Source organism: Nostoc sp. LEGE 12454, from assembly GCF_056620565.1.
Window position 1 is genome coordinate 1 of sequence record NZ_JBWQXL010000001.1, and the last position, 17,398, is coordinate 17,398.

The 17,398-nt window shown below is 43.1% G+C and carries 14 protein-coding genes and 1 pseudogene; 7 read left to right on the top strand and 8 right to left on the bottom strand.

Annotation, left to right across the window (positions count from 1 at the left end):
• Nucleotides 1-878: 878 nt before the first annotated feature.
• The 5 genes from AC1F2U_RS00005 (at nucleotide 879) to AC1F2U_RS00025 (ending at nucleotide 7,609) form a co-directional block, all read left to right on the top strand.
• Nucleotides 879-1,742: a hypothetical protein gene (locus tag AC1F2U_RS00005; RefSeq protein ID WP_480259273.1), complete on the top strand. Its 864-nt coding sequence runs from the start codon at nucleotides 879-881 to the stop codon at nucleotides 1,740-1,742.
• Nucleotides 1,743-2,084: 342 nt separating this feature from the next.
• A complete protein-coding gene (locus tag AC1F2U_RS00010; protein ID WP_480259274.1) occupies nucleotides 2,085-3,512 on the top strand; it encodes a hypothetical protein in 1,428 nt (475 codons plus the stop codon).
• Nucleotides 3,513-4,392: 880 nt separating this feature from the next.
• Nucleotides 4,393-5,739, top strand: coding sequence for a P-loop NTPase fold protein (locus AC1F2U_RS00015; RefSeq protein WP_480259275.1), 1,347 nt, complete (start codon nucleotides 4,393-4,395; stop codon nucleotides 5,737-5,739).
• Nucleotides 5,696-7,393 carry a tetratricopeptide repeat protein gene (locus AC1F2U_RS00020; protein ID WP_480259276.1) on the top strand — a complete coding sequence of 566 codons (1,698 nt, stop codon included), beginning with the start codon at nucleotides 5,696-5,698 and terminating at the stop codon, nucleotides 7,391-7,393. The genes AC1F2U_RS00015 and AC1F2U_RS00020 overlap by 44 nt, the downstream gene beginning before the upstream one ends.
• Before the next feature lie 15 nt (nucleotides 7,394-7,408).
• Entirely contained in the window at nucleotides 7,409-7,609 is a 201-nt protein-coding gene (locus AC1F2U_RS00025; RefSeq protein WP_480259277.1) for a hypothetical protein, read from the top strand.
• 5 nt (nucleotides 7,610-7,614) lie between these two features.
• On the opposite strand, the pseudogene AC1F2U_RS00030 reads toward AC1F2U_RS00025, so the two are convergent.
• Both AC1F2U_RS00030 and AC1F2U_RS00035 read right to left on the bottom strand, forming a co-directional pair.
• Nucleotides 7,615-7,686, bottom strand: a pseudogene (locus tag AC1F2U_RS00030) (type II toxin-antitoxin system RelE/ParE family toxin); the annotation flags it as partial.
• A 133-nt stretch (nucleotides 7,687-7,819) separates the two neighbouring features.
• Complete coding sequence (locus tag AC1F2U_RS00035) at nucleotides 7,820-8,008, bottom strand: hypothetical protein (RefSeq protein ID WP_094347334.1); 189 nt, start codon at nucleotides 8,006-8,008, stop codon at nucleotides 7,820-7,822.
• Between the two features lie 189 nt (nucleotides 8,009-8,197).
• Between AC1F2U_RS00035 and AC1F2U_RS00040 the strand changes: the two genes are divergently transcribed.
• Together AC1F2U_RS00040 and AC1F2U_RS00045 are read left to right on the top strand one after the other, a co-directional pair.
• A complete protein-coding gene (locus tag AC1F2U_RS00040) occupies nucleotides 8,198-8,413 on the top strand; it encodes a hypothetical protein (RefSeq protein WP_292819901.1) in 216 nt (71 codons plus the stop codon).
• Nucleotides 8,397-8,807: a type II toxin-antitoxin system VapC family toxin gene (locus tag AC1F2U_RS00045; RefSeq protein WP_480259278.1), complete on the top strand. Its 411-nt coding sequence runs from the start codon at nucleotides 8,397-8,399 to the stop codon at nucleotides 8,805-8,807. The genes AC1F2U_RS00040 and AC1F2U_RS00045 overlap by 17 nt, the downstream gene beginning before the upstream one ends.
• A 326-nt stretch (nucleotides 8,808-9,133) precedes the next feature.
• Here AC1F2U_RS00045 and AC1F2U_RS00050 read toward each other — a convergent pair whose 3' ends face one another.
• The 6 genes from AC1F2U_RS00050 to AC1F2U_RS00075 all read right to left on the bottom strand — a co-directional run bounded on the left by AC1F2U_RS00050 (nucleotide 9,134) and on the right by AC1F2U_RS00075 (nucleotide 16,941).
• The gene (locus AC1F2U_RS00050) at nucleotides 9,134-10,999 is read right to left on the bottom strand and encodes an ABC transporter ATP-binding protein (RefSeq protein ID WP_480259279.1); all 1,866 of its coding nucleotides are present in this window, start codon (nucleotides 10,997-10,999) and stop codon (nucleotides 9,134-9,136) included.
• 88 nt (nucleotides 11,000-11,087) lie between these two features.
• The gene (locus AC1F2U_RS00055; RefSeq protein WP_480259280.1) at nucleotides 11,088-12,086 is read right to left on the bottom strand and encodes an aldo/keto reductase; all 999 of its coding nucleotides are present in this window, start codon (nucleotides 12,084-12,086) and stop codon (nucleotides 11,088-11,090) included.
• Between the two features lie 117 nt (nucleotides 12,087-12,203).
• Nucleotides 12,204-12,806, bottom strand: coding sequence for a GDSL-type esterase/lipase family protein (locus AC1F2U_RS00060; RefSeq protein WP_480259281.1), 603 nt, complete (start codon nucleotides 12,804-12,806; stop codon nucleotides 12,204-12,206).
• Nucleotides 12,807-12,957: 151 nt separating this feature from the next.
• On the bottom strand, nucleotides 12,958-13,626 hold the full coding sequence (locus tag AC1F2U_RS00065) for a carboxylesterase family protein (RefSeq protein ID WP_480259283.1): 669 nt from the start codon (nucleotides 13,624-13,626) through the stop codon (nucleotides 12,958-12,960).
• Between the two features lie 159 nt (nucleotides 13,627-13,785).
• Entirely contained in the window at nucleotides 13,786-15,324 is a 1,539-nt protein-coding gene (locus AC1F2U_RS00070; RefSeq protein ID WP_480259285.1) for an amidohydrolase family protein, read from the bottom strand.
• 252 nt (nucleotides 15,325-15,576) lie between these two features.
• Nucleotides 15,577-16,941 (bottom strand): LLM class flavin-dependent oxidoreductase, encoded by a 1,365-nt coding sequence (locus AC1F2U_RS00075; RefSeq protein ID WP_480259286.1) that lies wholly within the window; start codon nucleotides 16,939-16,941, stop codon nucleotides 15,577-15,579.
• Between the last annotated feature and the right edge of the window lie 457 nt (nucleotides 16,942-17,398).

A 17,398-nucleotide genomic window follows, 5' to 3' on the forward strand; every position in this document is an offset into this window, starting at 1 on the left:
CCAATTCTAAATTATTGCTGGGATTCAATCAATTAATTAGTGCAATGAATCAATTTAAAACCTGTTATGCTTCTGGATAATTTCACTTTGTTACTACTTGCTTATTTCGGAAAGTGACAGAAGAGGGCTAAGTAAATCGGTAAGAATAAATCAAACTAGATTAAGTAATGTAAAAAATCTTGAGATTATTTTGTAGTGAGGGCTTTAGTCCTCTTCTGAGGGCTTCAGCCCTCACTACAAACCTTGAATTATTCACGCCGTTCTACTTAATATGATGCAGCGTATTGCAGTGTATTAGAAACCGTGCTATTTATTGTTATCAGTCTGGCGGTATTACATCGGCTAAAAGTGATAGAAGCCCGGTTAAACGCAAATTAATTAGATATCTAAAAATTTGGTAAATTTATCAAAATATTATTCATTGCAATATAATGTCTAACCAAGTTGAATTCTGTTATTAAGTAGGTAGGCGGGAAAATTCATAACTACGTTATTACGAGTGGAACAAAGCAACCGCAAAGGTTTTGAGCCTTTTATGCTTAGTTACATAGTTTAAGTTTATTTATCTACACCTACTTACAAACATATCAGTTAATTTTTTAAATTCTTGTCTAAAAATATCTACAAGTTTGATAAATATATCAAAATATTTTTCATTGTGTTTCAAAATTCAATCATATAAATTGTAAGTGTAAATAGGTAGTATTGATTAAGAATTGATTATCTCCACTTAACAAAGATAACCAAGTAATTTAATAGCTACTAACTAGTTTTGCTAACAATAAAGACAACAAAGCAGCCATGAAATAGACTTAATTTTTATCTATTTTATGTTGTGATGCTAGCAAAATCTTTATCCAATAATGAGGATTAATCTAATGGCAGAAAATCCAAGTAATAGTGGTAGCGGTAGCGGTAACTCCTCTACTAGTGGGAACAATTCGATTAGCCAATCACCCTTCGGTCGCTTGGAAGGAGTTGTCGGTAAAGAAGGTCTCACCAAGATATTTAGTGGTGTTGGTAATGGAGAAGGTGGTGGTGCTAGTGGCAGTAGCCCATTTGGTGGTGCCGGTGGTGCTGGTGGCGGTCAGCCTGATTTACCCTATGGTGGCGATCCTTTCGCTGGTGACAACTTCTGGAATATCTTTGCAGGCGGTGTCAACCCATCCAAAGTTGGTGGTAGCTCATCCACAGGCGGTGGTAACTCATCGGCAGGTGGTAGCCCATTTGGAGGCGGTAACTCATCGGCAGGTGGTAGCCCATTGGGAGGCGGTAACTCATCGGCAGGCGGTAACTCATCGGCAGGCGGTAGCTCATCGGCAGGCGGTAGCCCATTTGGAGGCGGTAGCTCATCGGCAGGTGGTAGCCCATTTGGAGGCGGTAGCTCATCGGCAGGCGGTAGCCCATCCCCAGGTAGTAGTAACCAAGGTAGAGACCCTTTGACTGGTGCTGCTGGCCAGACCTATGGTATTAGCACAACTGAAATACCGGACGGGTTAACTTTGAGGGATACTATTGACAAGCTAGTTAACTCAAAGCTTGACAAGGGAGTGGGTAGTGGACAAACCTCGCCATTTCCTACTGGTGGACAAACCTCGCCATTTCCTACTGGTGGACAAACCTCGCTATTTCCTACTGGTGGACAAACCTCGCCATTTCCTACTGATGGACAAACCTCGCCATTTCCTACTGATGGACAAACCTCGGCATTTCCTACTGGTGGACAAAACCCCTTCGCTTAATACAATATTTGCGAAAATCAGCAGATAAATAGAAAGGAACAATGATGAGTTCTTTAGTACGTAGTATGCTAGTACAGCTTGGCGCAAATAAACATATTATTCGATAAACCGGAAAAGCGTGTATTATCGCTGATGTGCCTTCTGCCTTGTTGTACTAGTTTGCTATTTTACGCCCGAAACTCTTCTCAGGTAAAGCTTTAGGCAATATCTTCTGTTAGTTTGACGGTAAGATTATTAAAGCCTTTATTTTAGAGAGATTTTGGGTTTAGCAAATTCATAATTGGTATAAGAAGTACTGAAGACCCCATAATTTTTTAACTAAAAATAGGAGAATTAGTGCTAATGGAAGCGTCTGCTGTCAATCCCATAAATGCTGGATTTAATCCATTAAGTGCAGGTGGCGCTAGCAACCTATATAACAGTAATTCCTTTGCTGCCAATGACAGTTTGTCTGCTGCTAAAGGCAGCCTGTTGACGGGTGGTAGCAATCTGTTATTAGGTAACGGTAACAATCCTATTCCAGGTGGCGGTATTAACCCGTTTGCAGGTGATGGTGGCAGTGGGCTTCAGCAATTAATCTTTGATCGATTAAAGTTAGTTTTGGGTGATAACTTTTTCAAAGGTATTGACAACACATTGGCAGGAGGTAGTAATCCTTTTGCAAACAGTGGTTATCCGATTCCAAGTGGGGCTACTAACCCTTTGGCAGGTAACGGTAATGCGATTCCAAGTGGGGCTACTAACCCATTTGCAGGTAACGGTAATGCGATTCTAGGAGGAAGTAACCCATTTGCAGGTGGTAGTAACCCGTTTGTAGGCGGTGGTAATGCGATTCCAGGCGGTGGTAATGCGATTCCAGGTGGTGGTAATGCGATCGCAGGTGCTGGAAGTCTGCTTCAACAATCGCCTTTCGATCCGTTGAAAGAAGTTCTTGGTAACAATATACCTTTTAGTAACACTGGCAATACATCTAATTCAGGTAGCCAAACCTTTAATCAGAGCAACGCACCGGTTGGGAAAGGTAATAAGAACTTTGGTAGTAATAACGCGACTATTGGTAATTTTAACTCGGATTATGGCAGTAACAGTGCAACCATTGGTAATGGTAACTGGAACTTTAATAATGACAACGCAACCATTGGTAATGGCAACTGGCTATTTGGAAAGAGTAACACAACCCTTGGCAATGGCAACTGGGATTGGGACAACGGCAGTAATAATGCAACACTAGGTAATGGAAATTGGCACTTTGGCAGTGACAACGCAACCATTGGAAACGGCAATTGGGACTTCGGCACTGATAACACAATTATTGGTAATGGTAACTGGGTTTTTACCAATGGAAATGAAATTATTGGTAATGGCAATTGGTTAACAAATACTGATAATACAAAGATTGGAAACGTCAATAATATCAGCAGTTTAAAGTTATCCCCATTAGGGATAAAAACTGATGTTAACAATCTGATTGACTCTCTTATAGGTAAAATAGGTCAAAATTTTCTTGGGTTCACAGGAGATTTTGATGAATCGAGTAGCCAAACCTTTAACCGCCTCATCTCTTCTAAAAGTGTTGGTAATGATACTGATATATCTAGCGATATTGAGCAACTTTTGGCATCACTCAGTCCAATTCAAGGAAATTTCATCAATTATCAGCCTGTGCAAAACCCTCAGCCTGTGCCAGAATCTGCTTCTTCAGTGCCATTGGTAGTAATGGGACTCGTGTGTTTGCTGTTGTCACTGTTTAAAAAACAACAATACTGTTAACGTAAATTCAATGTTTCTCAGCTGATTGCGATCGCATTTTCTGTGGGAGCATCCCACTTTTTTGTATGTCATTGCGAGCGAAACAAAGTGAAGCGTTCGCGTAGCGTCTCGTAGAGAAGCGATCGCAAAATCTCCAACTAAGAACTAGTCCATGCAATTGCTTGTCTGTGACACGCTGCGCGATCGCAATGACAGTTATTCTCGCAGTGCAAAATAAAAACTGGGACGCACCCCTTTCTGTTTCTCTACCAGGTTGACTTACAGCAGTAATTAGCGAGAATTGATGCTATCTGCGCCAAGCTATGCTCATGGAGACGGTTTGCGATGTCTACAACGGTCACTGAGCGGCTGGTGAGCGGAGTCGAACCATGCCGTTGGCGCAGCCGAAGTGACGCACTATAGAGCAACTCATAAGTTAATTACAACGATTGCTGCAATGATTTAAACGTTTCTTATAGATAAAGGAGCAATTGTTGCAAAGCATGGAGCCTTTGCAGCAATTGCTTATACATTTCTTGGAAATACTTAAACCTTTCTTATACATGACGCAGCAATTGTTGCAAAGTATGAAGCCTTTGCAGCAACTGTTTATACATTTCTTGGAAATACTTAAGCCTTTCTTATACATGAAAGAGCAATTGTTGCAAACGCTTCAATTTTGGCAACTAGTTTTCAGGGTTAAGCGAGTTATGAGTGCTGATACCAAGGAAAGGGGAGACAACGCATAGCTTTGGCTGTTTGGGATGCAATGAGTGTAGGAATCATAACTAATTTCCTTTCCTTACGCGCGGAGTGTTATGAGTTCTATAGCTGTGTTTGCTAAATTTGATGGGCGATCGCTTAAAATTTAAAAGTTGGTGATTGTTATCTGCTCAAAAGAATGCCTCACTCAAGTTTTCAGCGTGCGAATACTCTTAAAGCGGCTTTTTTAGCTTGTAATGTTGAGCCGCTTGAACCAGCAGAAATGGAACGGTATTATGTCGATCTGTCGCTGGTGCGGAAAACTTCGGCTATTGATAATGTCAGTACAGTTTTGGATTTTCAAGAAGCAGGTGATTTTACAACAATTTTATTTACCGGACATCGCGGTTGTGGTAAAAGTACGGAGTTAAAAAAAATTCAGAGTCTTTGGGAAAATAATTATCGGGTTATTTATTTGGAAGCCAATGAAGAGACAGATATTAATGATACCCGGTATACAGATTTATATTTGATTGTAATTAAACAAGTTGAATTTGAATTACGAAAATTAGGTTTGACTTTTAATCAAGATTTATTAAAAAGTTTTGAATCATGGTTTAAAGACATTACTCAAGAAAACGAGCAAAGTGTCGAAAAATCAGTCAACGTCGAGGCAGAAGCCACTCTCAGCCCTACTGCGCCATTTATCGCCAAACTAATGGTCAAATTGCTGGCACAAATTAAAGGCTCGGACAAGCAAAAGACAACTATTCGGCAAACTCTAGAAAAAGATTTATCTCGCCTCAAATCTGATACTAATCTGTTATTAAGCGACGCTTACGCAAAATTGCGGCAAAAATTTCCTCAATGTAAAGGTTTATTAATTATCTTCGATAATTTGGATCGGGTTCCTCCTGTCGTAGCAGAACATTTGTTCTTTGATTATGCGGCTCAGATGCAAGAATTAAATTGTACAATCATTTATACAGTACCAATTTCAATTCTTTGCTCGCCGAAAAATCCCCTAAATCAATTTGATGGTAATCCTCATATTGTGCCGATGATTAATATCTATGAATTTGAACGGCATAAATGCGATCTAAATTATCATCAGACGGGCTTAGATGCGATGGCAAGTGTAATTGAAAAGCGGGTTGATATTGATGCAATTTTTGAGAGCCGTAATCAATTATTAGAATTAGCAAAAGCAAGTGGTGGCCATGTGCGTCAGTTAATGCAAATGATGCGCTCTGCATGTCAAACAGCGAGTACCAAAAAACACGCAAAAATTATCTCAGAAGATATAGAGTATGCAGTTAAACAGCAACAATTTAGTTTTGAGCGGTTTATTCCTGAAGAACATTACGCTCATTTGGCTCAGGTTTGCTTAACTAAAAATGTCAGTAAAGATGAAATTGGACAATTAATGTTATTTAATACTTCCGTGTTGGAATATAACGGTGATAAACGGTGGAATTATCCAAATCCAGTGGTGAAGCGAAATGAGTTCTTCCAAGAAGCTCTCCAATCAGCACAAAAACAGTGAACTTCAAGCCGAAATAGGTAAATTTATTGCCTATAATCAAGATGAATTCGCTGAATTAGTGACATTTGTCGATTTTGCAGAAAAATTTACATTAGGTTTTATTGAAATTAACTTTACACCCGATATAGACTTATTAATTGCTGGATTGGAACAGAATCCTCAATGTCAAGAAATCCAATTTGTGGTTTTAGATTTTCCTGAGAAGAATTTGCGATTTCTGCGGGATGAGTTGTTGCAGCAATTAGCCAAAATTACTAAAGAAACAAATAAGAAACTTGTTTTATTGATTCTAAATTTAGAAAAATCTATTGGTGTTTTTGGAGATTATCCCCCAGTTTTACAGGATTTAAACTTCGTCCGTGATTCTTATCGTCAAACCGTACCCCATCCGCTTTTATTTATCTTGCCAGATTATGCAATTTCGCGGTTAGCAAAATTTGCACCTGATTTTTGGGCTTGGAAATCAGGTTTATTTCGCTTTAAAACTACAGAATTGACTAGAGATAGGGCAATTGCCAATACTCTGAATACAGACATAAATATAGAACGCTTACCAACACCAGAACAACAAGAACGTATCGACTTATTACATGGCCTGTTGATGGAATATCACCCAACTGGAGAAATACCCAGCCCAGAACATCTCCGCAGTTGCTGTAATATTTTAAATGAATTGGGCAAAGCATATTTAAGCCAGCACAAACCAATCAAAGCTAGAGAATATTTAGAAAAAGCTGGGAAAATTGCCAAGCAATTTCCTGATTATTCCTTAGAAATCGAAGTTATCAATCAGTTAGGTAAAAGCTATCAGCAGCAACGACAGTTTGAAAGTGCAAATAGCTATCATCAACAAGCTTTAGATATTGCCAAAAAGCAAAAAAATCGTTCTGCTGTCGCCAATTCCTTGTTTTATTTAGGTAATGTCTCTCTAAAGATGCGGCAGTTCCACCAGGCACGGGATTATTATCAACAAGCCCTGGAAATCAAAATCGAATTTGGCGATCGCTATTCGAGTGCTAGCACTTACCACCAGTTGGGAATGGTTGCCCAACAGTTGCAGGAATACGGCCAGGCACGGGATTATTATCAACAAGCCCTGGAAATCGAAATCGAATTTGGCGATCGCTATTTGAGTGCTAGCACTTACCACCAGTTGGGAATGGTTGCCCAACAGTTGCGCCAATACGACCAGGCACGGGATTATTATCAACAAGCCCTAGAAATCGAAATCGAATTTGGCGATCGCTATTCGAGTGCTAGCACTTGCCACCAGTTGGGAAGGGTTGCCCAACAGTTGCGCCAATACGACCAAGCACGGGATTATTATCAACAAGCCCTGGAAATCAAAATCGAATTTGGCGCTCGCTATTCGAGTGCTAGCACTTACCACAATTTGGGAGGCGTTGCCCAAAAGTTGCGGGAATACGACCAGGCACAGGATTATTATCAACAAGCTCTGGAAATATATATCGAATTTGGCGATCGCTATTCGCAAGGTCTCACGCTTTATTGTTTAGGAAGGCTTGCACAAGCAGAGCAAAACTATGCAGAGGCTAGGGCTAATTTGCAGACAGCGTTGCAGATATATGTTGAGTATCAAGATGAATATTGGTCTAAGGCAGTACGGGAGATTTTAGAGGGTTTACCGGAGTAAAAGGATCTGGGCGATGTGCGATGTCTAACGACAAGCCGCGTTGCGTCTACGCATTTGGGTTTTGTGGGGAAGGGCGATCGCGTTTGCTTGATTGGTTTGGGAGAGCGATCGCGTTTGGTTTGTGGAGGTGCGATCGCTATTCATTCTATACTTGGTGTAATTTCCTGTGCCCCATGTATAACAGCAAGTACATCAATTTGTTCGGGCTTGATGTAATAGATAATTCGATATGAACCTTCAATAACTTCCCGAATTTGCTCGGTTTCAAACTTTGGTACAATTCGACCAGATATAGGGAATTCGCAAGCTGCTAGGAACGTTTGGTTATACGGTCAATAATCCTGGTTGCGTACCGAGGTGAATTCTGGGCAATGTAAGTATAAATTGCAGATAGGTTTTCTACGGCTGTTTCTGTCCAAAAAACTTTCACTCTGGTAGTCCAAATTTTGCCCTAACTTCCTGTACGGAAATTACTTTACCAGCTTGACTCTCAGCAAGTCCAGCTTCCACAACTTGCCTAACATAAATCTCATACATGAGGTCATCCCATGTTGAGTTAGCAGGTAATTTATCAATTAGCTTTCGAGCTTCTTCTTTAATATTGAGCTTTTCCATAGAGATTACAGATAACTTGCTTTTCTATATTGTATGCTCAACGGGAATCGCGTTTGGGGTTTGTGGAGGTGCGATGTCTAACGACAAGCCGCGTTGCATCTACGGGTATTGGGTTTGTGGGGAGGTGCGATCGCTCTCCAGTTATCCTAAAAAGTTACAATGAGTATGGTATTTACAAGAAAGGTAGAAATGACTGCAAAAGACAAAATTCACGCTGAAATTGATAGCCTTAACGAAGAATATCTAGATGAACTATATCTTTTAATCCAAGATTTTGCCCAATCTAAACAACATCTTAAAAAACCGAGTTTCATGTCAAAATTAAAGCAAATCAAGATAAATGCCCCAGAGGATTTCGCTAGCAATCTTGATTCTTATCTAGCTGGGGATGAGGGTGAGAAATAAAATCTTTGTTGATACGTTATTTGTGGTAGCACTAATTAATCAGCGTGACCAATATCACCAGCGAGCCTCCGAATTAGCCGATAGCTTAGAAACTCAACCCTTAATCACAACTGATGCAGTACTTTTAGAAATTGGTAATGCACTAGCTCGTAACTACAAAAATGAGGCTGTTGAAATTATCGAGCATTTCTTTGGCTCAGATGAAGTAGAAATTGTGCGACTCACTCCAGAATTATTCGCACAAGCATTCACACTTTACAAAACCCATCAAGATAAAGCATGGGGTTTAGTTGATTGTATTTCGTTTGTAGTTATGAAGCAAGCTGAAGTCTCTCAAGCTTTAACTTTTGATCGGCATTTTGTACAAGCAGGTTTTCAAGCTTTAATGAGATAAGTTGGAAACTGAGTTGGTTTTGTTCACCACTAGAAGTATCATATAAAACTCATATTTAATTTTTGAAACACTCCAGTAGTGACGTGTCAAGGCTAAAATGTTGCAATAAATTTTCTTGTGGGGCGGGCAGCGTTCGACTGAGCGCTCACGCCGAAGTCTTGCCCGCAAATTAGGACGGGCTAGAAGCCCATCCCACAAGACTTTGCTAATGCACAAATTTAGTCTTGACACGCCACTACTTCAATTACATTAGTTTAGTTTTGTGGACTCTTTCTCGGACAATTCTTGAATTGAATTTGCAAATAAACCTCAAGTAGCGGCAAATGTCAAGCGATCATTCCCTCTTCGACGTTATCTGTGCCAGTACGAACCTCGTCGAGATTTTCCGGTAGAAATCCACCCGCTTGCATTTTCCATAATCTATAGTAAGCGCCGCCGAGTGATAGCAGTTTGGCGTGGGAACCATCTTCGATAATTCGACCTTTGTCAAACACCAAAATTCTATCTAGATGGACGATGGTAGATAATCGATGAGCTACGACGATGACCGTTTTCCCATTCATTGCTAAGTCGAGGGTATCTTGGATCGCTTTTTCAGTGATTGAATCAAGGCTAGAGGTGGCTTCATCTAAAATCAAAATCGGCGCATCTTTGAGGATTACCCGCGCAATCACAATCCGCTGTCTTTGTCCTCCAGACAACTTGACACCACGTTCGCCCACCAGAGAATTGTAACCATCCTTACTTTGAACGATAAAATCGTGAGCATGAGCCTTTCGCGAAGCCTCGATCGCTTCCTCATCGGTTGCATCCAAGCGTCCGTAACGAATATTTTCCAGCAAAGTGCGATGGAACAGAGATGGATCTTGGGGAATCAAGCTGATCTGAGCGTGTAAAGCATCCTGAGTCATATCTCGAATATCGACCCCATCAATGATAATCTGTCCAGATTGTGGGTCGAATAAACGCAGAATCAGATTGACAAAGGTGGATTTTCCAGAACCGGACAAGCCTACCAGTCCCACACGTTGTCCCGCTTGAATGGTGACAGAAAGGTTGTTGAAAACTTTCTTCTCATCTGTATAGTTGAAATTCACCCGCCGAAACTCAATCTTACCTTGAGTGATTGAGTGGGCGATCGCTTTCTCGCGATCGACCAACTCGTGCGGTTGAACGATGGTGAAGACACCATTGGCGACATTCCCAACATGTTCAAAAAATTCCAGAAAGCGGCGGCTCAAATTGCGAGCTTCACTGATGATCAACAGTGATAAGCTAGTTGCTACAACAAAGTCAGCAGTAGCGATCTTTCCTTGACTCCAGAGAAAGAGCGAGTAATACAAGGTGCTGATTTTCAAAATAGCTGCTGAGATGAACTGAAACCAGCGAATCCGCTCCGAGTACCAGTTGGACTCTCTCACGTGTTTGAGTTCGCGCCTTAATTGCTCATTCAAATAGCGCCGTTCAAAACCAAAGCGAGCAAATAGTCGGCTACTAGTGAGATTTGTGACTGTATCTACGATGATGCCAGTTGTCTCGCTTCTGGCGGCTGCGGCTTTCCGGGAGTAAAATCGGCAGCGAGTTGCCAGCCAAAACGAAATACTGATGAAGAGAACTGCCCATATTCCCACGAGTGCAGCCAGTGGAGGATAGGCGCGATACAGTATCGTCGTGGCGACGGAATACACAACAATTACTGGCATAAATTCAGTAATCATCATTTGCATCGTCTGGGTAACACCCAGAGAAGTTTCGCTAATTCGATGTGCCAATGCCCCGGAAAAACTGCTGCTTAAGTAGCGATGCGAATGGTGTTGTAAATAGGCATATAGCGATCGCACAATGTGCTGTCGGTGAATTGGATGGAGAATCGTTTGCAAGAGTCCAGCCGAGCGCCCAAATACCACTTCACCCACACTCAAGCCGATGAACAACATCAAGGGTTGCTTCATCGCATCAAAAATCGGCTTGCTGTCGCCCGTCGATCGCGCCACGCCCCGAATGATCTCGCCAATAGCATAAGGCAACATGATGCCACAGGTTGCGTGTATTACCTCCAGGATCACCATTAACACATACCACCAGCGAAACTGGTTCACGAAATACAAAATGAACCTGAATGGAGTTGATGGCAAATCTGGTGCATCAGGAGCACGTTGAAAAGATTTGGATTGTCTGGCCTTTTTCGTCATGAAGATTTATCTCGTAGCATCAAGCTGTTCTGCAAAATAAAAATGGACGGCTAGATAAACCGTCCGGTGTTGTTAAATAAAATCATTCCTAACGAAGAGAATCTCCTCTTCGATATTCGGCGGTTAGGTCGTCTAACTTTTGTTTCAAATTGTCGTCAAGTTTTAGTTCTAGCGCCTTGAGGTTGTCAGTAAGTTGTTCTGGACGGCTAGCGCCAATGATGGGGGCAGTGATAATGGGATTAGATAAAACCCAAGCCACTGCTAGGGTGGTGAGGGAAAATCCAGCGAGATCGGCTACTGTGCGTAATTCCTCGACAGTATTGAACTCGCGATCGCGCCAGTAACGCTCTTGATAACGTTCTGCGGCAGCACCTAACGTAAAACGCGTACCTGATGTGGGGCCTTGAGTAAAATTGTGTTTGCCAGTAAGTAGACCACCCGCCAAAGGATTGTAGGAAATTACACCCAGTCCTTCTTCTTTGGCGAGAGGCAATAGTTCTCGCTCAATTTCGCGGAATAACAGGTTGTAACGGGGCTGAATTGAGATGAACTTTGTTAAATTGCGCGTCTCGGCACGACCCAAGGCGCGGGCGAGTCGGTAGGCTAAGAAGTTAGAAACCCCGATGTAGCGCACCTTGCCAGCACGAACTACTGCATCCAGCGCTTCCAGAGTTTCATCGAGAGGGGTTGAAGCATCGTCAGAGTGTAATTGGTACAGGTCGATATAATCGGTTCCCAACCGTCGCAGGGAAGCATCGATCGCATCCAAAATATGTTTCCGCGAAGCACCCCGATCCCAAGGTGCAGGGCCGACCTGGCCGACGCACTTAGTAGCTAAGATAAAATGTTCGCGTTTGCCTTTGAGCCAGCGCCCAACGATTTCTTCGGTGCGTCCCGCAGTGGCAAGCCCGCCGCCAAGGGGATAAACGTCGGCTGTATCCAAAAAGTTGATCCCACCATCGGCGGCGGTGTCGAGGATTTGCCTGGAAGTTTCTTCATCGGTCTGTAAACCAAAGGTCATAGTGCCGAGACAGAGGCGCGAAACGGTCAATCCAGTTTTACCGAGGTTAGTAGTTGGTAAGGTCATAAAGATGTTGTTGATTGAGAAAATGTGGAAATTTTTAAATAGAATGCGATGCGATCGCAAAACTAAAAGCTTATGCAAGACATCGACTAAGCCATGATTAGCCCGATATCGGCATTTTTAAGGTGTGAACCAATTTAACCAACCTTCCCAGTTTTGGACGATCGCAGCAAATTCTGCATAACCATCTGCTTTTGGGTGAGCGCCATCATTGGCTTTTGCTTCTGCTAGCCAGATTGGTGACTTTACCAAACTGGAAAACACATCAAGATACGGAACATCTAGTTCATTACAAACCAACGCGAATTCCTCTGACAGATTGGCAAGAATTTGATTATCACCGCAGGGTGGCGGACTAACCATCAAGATCGGATAGAGTTGCTTTGCTTGACTTAAGATACTGCGAGCATTTGCGATCGACTCTGAAAGTTTGATTCCTTGCTGTTTACCCGCCCATCCTGAATCGTTTGCCCCAAAGGAAAACACTACTCGACCATCGGATTCTTTTGGGAGACGATAGGAAACTTCCGAGTACCAACGTTGTTTGAGATACCGACTTGTCTCTGCCCGCACGCCCAAGTTGTAATGAGTGATAGCGTATCCTCTTGACTCAGCATTGCAGCACGCTCTACCTGTCCAACCCAAAAACTCTGGATCGCCTGTGCCATTGACAAAGGATTCACCAATAAAACAAATTCTGATTTCTTTGCGATAATCTGACATAATTCAACTTAATTTTGCCGAAAAAGTTCGGTTTTGACTTGAGAAGCATTATGTTCATGATTCTAGAAGATATTAATATATTGTTATGTTAGGCAGGCAGAACGCTGCCTACCTCAGAGAATATTGCAAGTTAGTTTTTGAACATTTCACCTCAAGCAACTACAGAAATTTCACGGCGGTTCTGGGAAATTAGCCACTGTTGTAACTTTGGATCGCCGTATACTTCATCTGCAATAAAATGATCGCCTTCCGGTAGCACTGTCAAATCGACTTTCCCCCCAACTTTGCGTAAACGCTCAACAAAATTCTCTGTATCCTCAATCGGCAGATTTTTATCCTGTCCACCTTGGAATATCTGAACGGGAATGTTTTTGAGTGCAGCTAGTTCGCTTTCTGCTAATGTTTTTGGTACACGTCCAGACACAGGTACTAGACCGGCGAAGCGATCGGGATGTAAAGCAGCGATATGCCAGATCCCCGCCGAGCCTAAGCTGAACCCAGCCAATATCACCCGCGCTGGATCGACAGGCTGAGAAACGATCAGTTCATCAAGCAAAGCAAGCACATCATCTGCTCGATCTGCCCAAGTCTGTTCAGCCGGAATCTGGGGTGCGGCGAAGACATAAGGTAAGGAGTTGGATGAATCTACGAAACGAGGTAGACCCCATTTCAGCAGCACATTCAAATCCGTCCCGCGATCGCGTCCTCCATGCAGAAAAAGTACTAAGGGTGCAGGTTTGCTGGCATTGTTAGAAACAGGCGAGAACAGATAAGGCAAGGAACCATTGTTGGTGTCGTGAGAGCGTTGTTCAACAGGCATTGTTATGACTCCTAATTTGATTTGGGCATTGGGCAGAGGGGCAGAGGGGCAGAGGAGAAAAACATTACTCAACTTCTCTTCTGCTCCCTCATCTTGCCTTTTACCCTACTTAGTGCTAATTCCTAAGTCCTGAGTGAATTAAGAAGTACTCAGCACTCTTCATGCCACTACTAGGCTCTTGTCCACTTGTTTAGATTCGGTGTTACTTACCTTAGATTCGATCGCTGTACCCTTGAAGAAATCGGGGTTAGCTTGGGTGTAAAACTTGTAGGGATTAGCAAATACATAGGATTTGAAGTCGGCTTCGGAAATAACGCCTTCTTGTACGAGATCCCAGCTTTCAGCCAAGGGGGAAGTTAAGTCTGGCACATCCCAGTGACCAACATCGGAGGAATAGATGGCGTTGATTTTGACTCCCAAGGGATTGGCTTTGTCGTTGAATGCCGTAGCGATCGTGCGATCGTCGGACTCGGAACCAAAGAAGAAACTATTCACCCAGCGATCGCGGATGTCTTCAATTGTTTCAATGCCTGCGGCGGCAAAATCATCCAATTCGCTACCAATTGGCGCACGGCTATGACGGCTGAATGAAGCTCCTAGTACAGTCTTGGTCAATTCGTCCTTATCGAGGGAATGCCCTTGAGTAACTTCTGCACCGTAGCGCTCAAATATTTCAAACAACTCATCGGCATTCGTCAATGCTGGATTGTAATTTTCCAGTGCCTTGATATTGCGCTTTAAGAACCGATCCACCAAATGAATGTAGACACGCGCACCCCAATCTGCACCACCTTCCAGCATCGCTACGCGCAACTGGGGAAAACGCTTGGTAACACCGCCGAAGAACAACGCCTTCGCAAATGCTTCCGAACCATCGGCGAAGTGACCGATATGGTTGTTCATGTAGTTACTGATGGAGGAGCGACCAGTCCAGCCTTGACTGCCGTAATGGGTAGTAACGGGTACGCCAAGTTCCACGACCTTTGCCCAGAAAGGATCGTAGTCGTATTCACTATCTAATCCGTAGAAGTCGATATAAGAAGCATACTTGGCGATTTCGGGGAATTTATCAGCTGGATATTTATCAGCGATCGCTTTGATTGGCCGTTTCACACCGCCAGTGATATTAATCACCTTTAAACGCAGTGTTTTCACAGCAAACTCTAGCTCTTCAATGCCTTCTTGGGGAGTAGTCAAGGGAATGCCAGCAACCGGTGTCAGGCGATCGCTATATTTCCGGTAGATATCAGCATGATAGTGATTGACTGCACGTTGCAGCGCTTGACGATTCTCTGCACTCGCTCCAGCCGGTGCTAAAACATTGTTGGGAAACAGTACCGAATAGTCCGATCCTTGCTCCGCCTGACGCTCATAGAGGAGTCCGGGGAGGGTGTAAGTAGCGAGATCCAGTGTATTTTTAGTAACTCTAGCCCACCAAGGCGATCGGATTGTCCGGTTGTATTGACGTTCTTCAGGAGTTTGTTGATACCAGTCTTTACCGTTGCTCTTGGAGTTAAGACGGGAAGCTTCCGTCTTACGTAACTCATCTACGAGTTTCACGCCGCCGTACTTAGCGATGTAATCCTCAAAAGCTGGCGTGAAATCATTGGTATGAACATCGGTGTCGATTACCGGATAATCAAGGGTTGCTCTGATTGCAGCAGAGCGTGAGGTCTTCAATCGGCTATATTCAGTCATGTTTTTTCCTTGCCTACGGCACAAAAATTACAGGTTTTTTCAGCATCCAATGCTGCTATTGACAAATACATTTCTTGTAGAGACGGCGATTTATCGCGTCTCTCCTCTCCACAATCGCGTCTCTCGACAATTTTCAAATTCTCTAAGGTGGCGATCTACAGAAAGTGCAATTTAAAAGGTATGGCATAAGCATCCGTGAAAAATTCATTTACACTACAGCACTGTAAGCACAGTGCAGATATGAAAAGTCATTTACGCCAACACCAATCTTTCATCTAATTGTTTAGCGACAAAACGATTGGTTGGACGACGCAATCCCAGATTTTCACGCAAAGTACTGCCTTCGTATTCAGTACGGAACAGTCCCCGTTTCTGTAGAACGGGAACGACTAGGTTAACGAATTCATCCAATCCTGTGGGAAGGATTGGCGGCATGATATTAAAGCCATCGGCTGCACCGTTGTTGAACCATTCTTCTAGCTGGTCGGCAATGGTTTCGGGAGTACCAAGTATGGTGCGATGACCTCGTGCAGTAGCAAGAGAGAGATACAACTGACGCAGCGTAAGACTGCCACGAGTAGCTAAATCTTTGACTAGTTTGAGACGACTTTTGTTAGTGTTGGTGTCGCTGGGTAGTTCGGGAGCTACATCATCTAAAGAATATTTCGACAAATCCACACCCTTGTAATAGTTCTTTAAAATCCCCCAAGCGACATCGGGATGGATTAACGATTGCAGAAATTCGTACTTCTCTTGAGCTTCTGATTCGGTACGGCCAATGATTGGGAAAGCACCAGGCATAATTTTGAGATCCTCTGGCGATCGCCCATATTGTGCTAGCCTACCTTTGATATCAGCATAAAATTCTTGGGCATCGGCTAGGGTTTGATTGGCGGTGAAAATCGCCTCAGCAGTGCGTGCAGCTAAGTCCCGTCCCGATTCTGAGGCTCCAGCCTGAACAATCACCGGGTAGCCTTGGGGCGGACGGCCAACGTTTAAAGGGCCTTTTACAGAGAAATATTTGCCCTTGTGGTTCAATGTATGCAGTTTATCCGGGTCGAAATAGACCCCAGACTCTTTGTCACGGATGAAAGCATCGTCTTCCCAACTATCCCATAGACCTTTCACCACTTCCACAAACTCTTCAGCTCGTTCATAACGCTGGCTGTGTTCGGGGTGATGCTCAAGTCCGAAATTACGTGCAGCATTCTCATTCCCTGTTGTGACTACATTCCACCCCGCCCGGCCCTTACTCAAGTAGTCTAAGGAAGCAAACTTCCGTGCCAGGGTGTAGGGTTCTTCATAAGTGGTCGAAGCGGTGGAGATGAAGCCGATATTTTGGGTTACAGAGGATAAGGCCGAGAAGAGGGTGACAGGCTCAAAATGGGCAATTTTACCATTGCGATGCTGAGTTTCTGGAGCGCCGCCCCAGACTCCTGGACTGTCTGCTAAGAAAACTGCATCGAATAAGCCGCGTTCGGCAGTTTGGGTAATTTCTTTATAATGCTCGAAATTCAGACCAGCATCTGCTTGTGAATCGGGGTGTCGCCAAGAAGAGACATGATGTCCGGTAGCTTGAATGAATGCACCTAAACGAATTTTGCGTGTTGTACTCATGCTTTTTTCTTTTCTTAAAATTGCCTTAGCAGTAGCTCTATGGTTGGTATCGCTGATTTGTATATAGCTACGTCAGTTAGATTTGACTGTTACTACGAGAGGTTGGCTAATTCCTAACTGCTCAAATGCCTGACACATCTCGGTCAAATCCAGATGCCTACATGGCAAGTGACTGATGACAAGACGACAGCATTAGAATTTCAACCGCTGATATAAGTCCAAAAAATACTCGGATAGCATATCGACAAAATCTTTTCCCCATAAAACTTTGAGGTATTCGTGTCAGCTATTCAGGCATTCACCTGTTGCTACACACTGAATGTAATCATGGAATGCTCTCTAATAACTAAACTTACCGTTCAGTTACCTAATAATTGCTCAAAAACCAAATAACCGAATTGTAAGCAACTTTAATAGCACAGCAGAATTAAGGATGCTGCTGCTTGGTGCTCGAATT

Excerpts from the sequence above, each read along its gene's own strand:
- AC1F2U_RS00070 (WP_480259285.1), bottom strand. The coding sequence starts at position 15,324 with ATGACTGAATATAGCCGATTGAAGACCTCACGCTCTGCTGCAATCAGA.
- AC1F2U_RS00020 (WP_480259276.1), top strand. The coding sequence starts at position 5,696 with ATGAGTTCTTCCAAGAAGCTCTCCAATCAGCACAAAAACAGTGAACTT.
- AC1F2U_RS00005 (WP_480259273.1), top strand. The coding sequence starts at position 879 with ATGGCAGAAAATCCAAGTAATAGTGGTAGCGGTAGCGGTAACTCCTCT.
- AC1F2U_RS00075 (WP_480259286.1), bottom strand. The coding sequence starts at position 16,941 with ATGAGTACAACACGCAAAATTCGTTTAGGTGCATTCATTCAAGCTACC.
- AC1F2U_RS00035 (WP_094347334.1), bottom strand. The coding sequence starts at position 8,008 with ATGGAAAAGCTCAATATTAAAGAAGAAGCTCGAAAGCTAATTGATAAA.
- AC1F2U_RS00065 (WP_480259283.1), bottom strand. The coding sequence starts at position 13,626 with ATGCCTGTTGAACAACGCTCTCACGACACCAACAATGGTTCCTTGCCT.
- AC1F2U_RS00015 (WP_480259275.1), top strand. The coding sequence starts at position 4,393 with ATGCCTCACTCAAGTTTTCAGCGTGCGAATACTCTTAAAGCGGCTTTT.
- AC1F2U_RS00010 (WP_480259274.1), top strand. The coding sequence starts at position 2,085 with ATGGAAGCGTCTGCTGTCAATCCCATAAATGCTGGATTTAATCCATTA.
- AC1F2U_RS00040 (WP_292819901.1), top strand. The coding sequence starts at position 8,198 with ATGACTGCAAAAGACAAAATTCACGCTGAAATTGATAGCCTTAACGAA.
- AC1F2U_RS00050 (WP_480259279.1), bottom strand. The coding sequence starts at position 10,999 with ATGACGAAAAAGGCCAGACAATCCAAATCTTTTCAACGTGCTCCTGAT.
- AC1F2U_RS00045 (WP_480259278.1), top strand. The coding sequence starts at position 8,397 with ATGAGGGTGAGAAATAAAATCTTTGTTGATACGTTATTTGTGGTAGCA.
- AC1F2U_RS00060 (WP_480259281.1), bottom strand. The coding sequence starts at position 12,806 with ATGTCAGATTATCGCAAAGAAATCAGAATTTGTTTTATTGGTGAATCC.
- AC1F2U_RS00055 (WP_480259280.1), bottom strand. The coding sequence starts at position 12,086 with ATGACCTTACCAACTACTAACCTCGGTAAAACTGGATTGACCGTTTCG.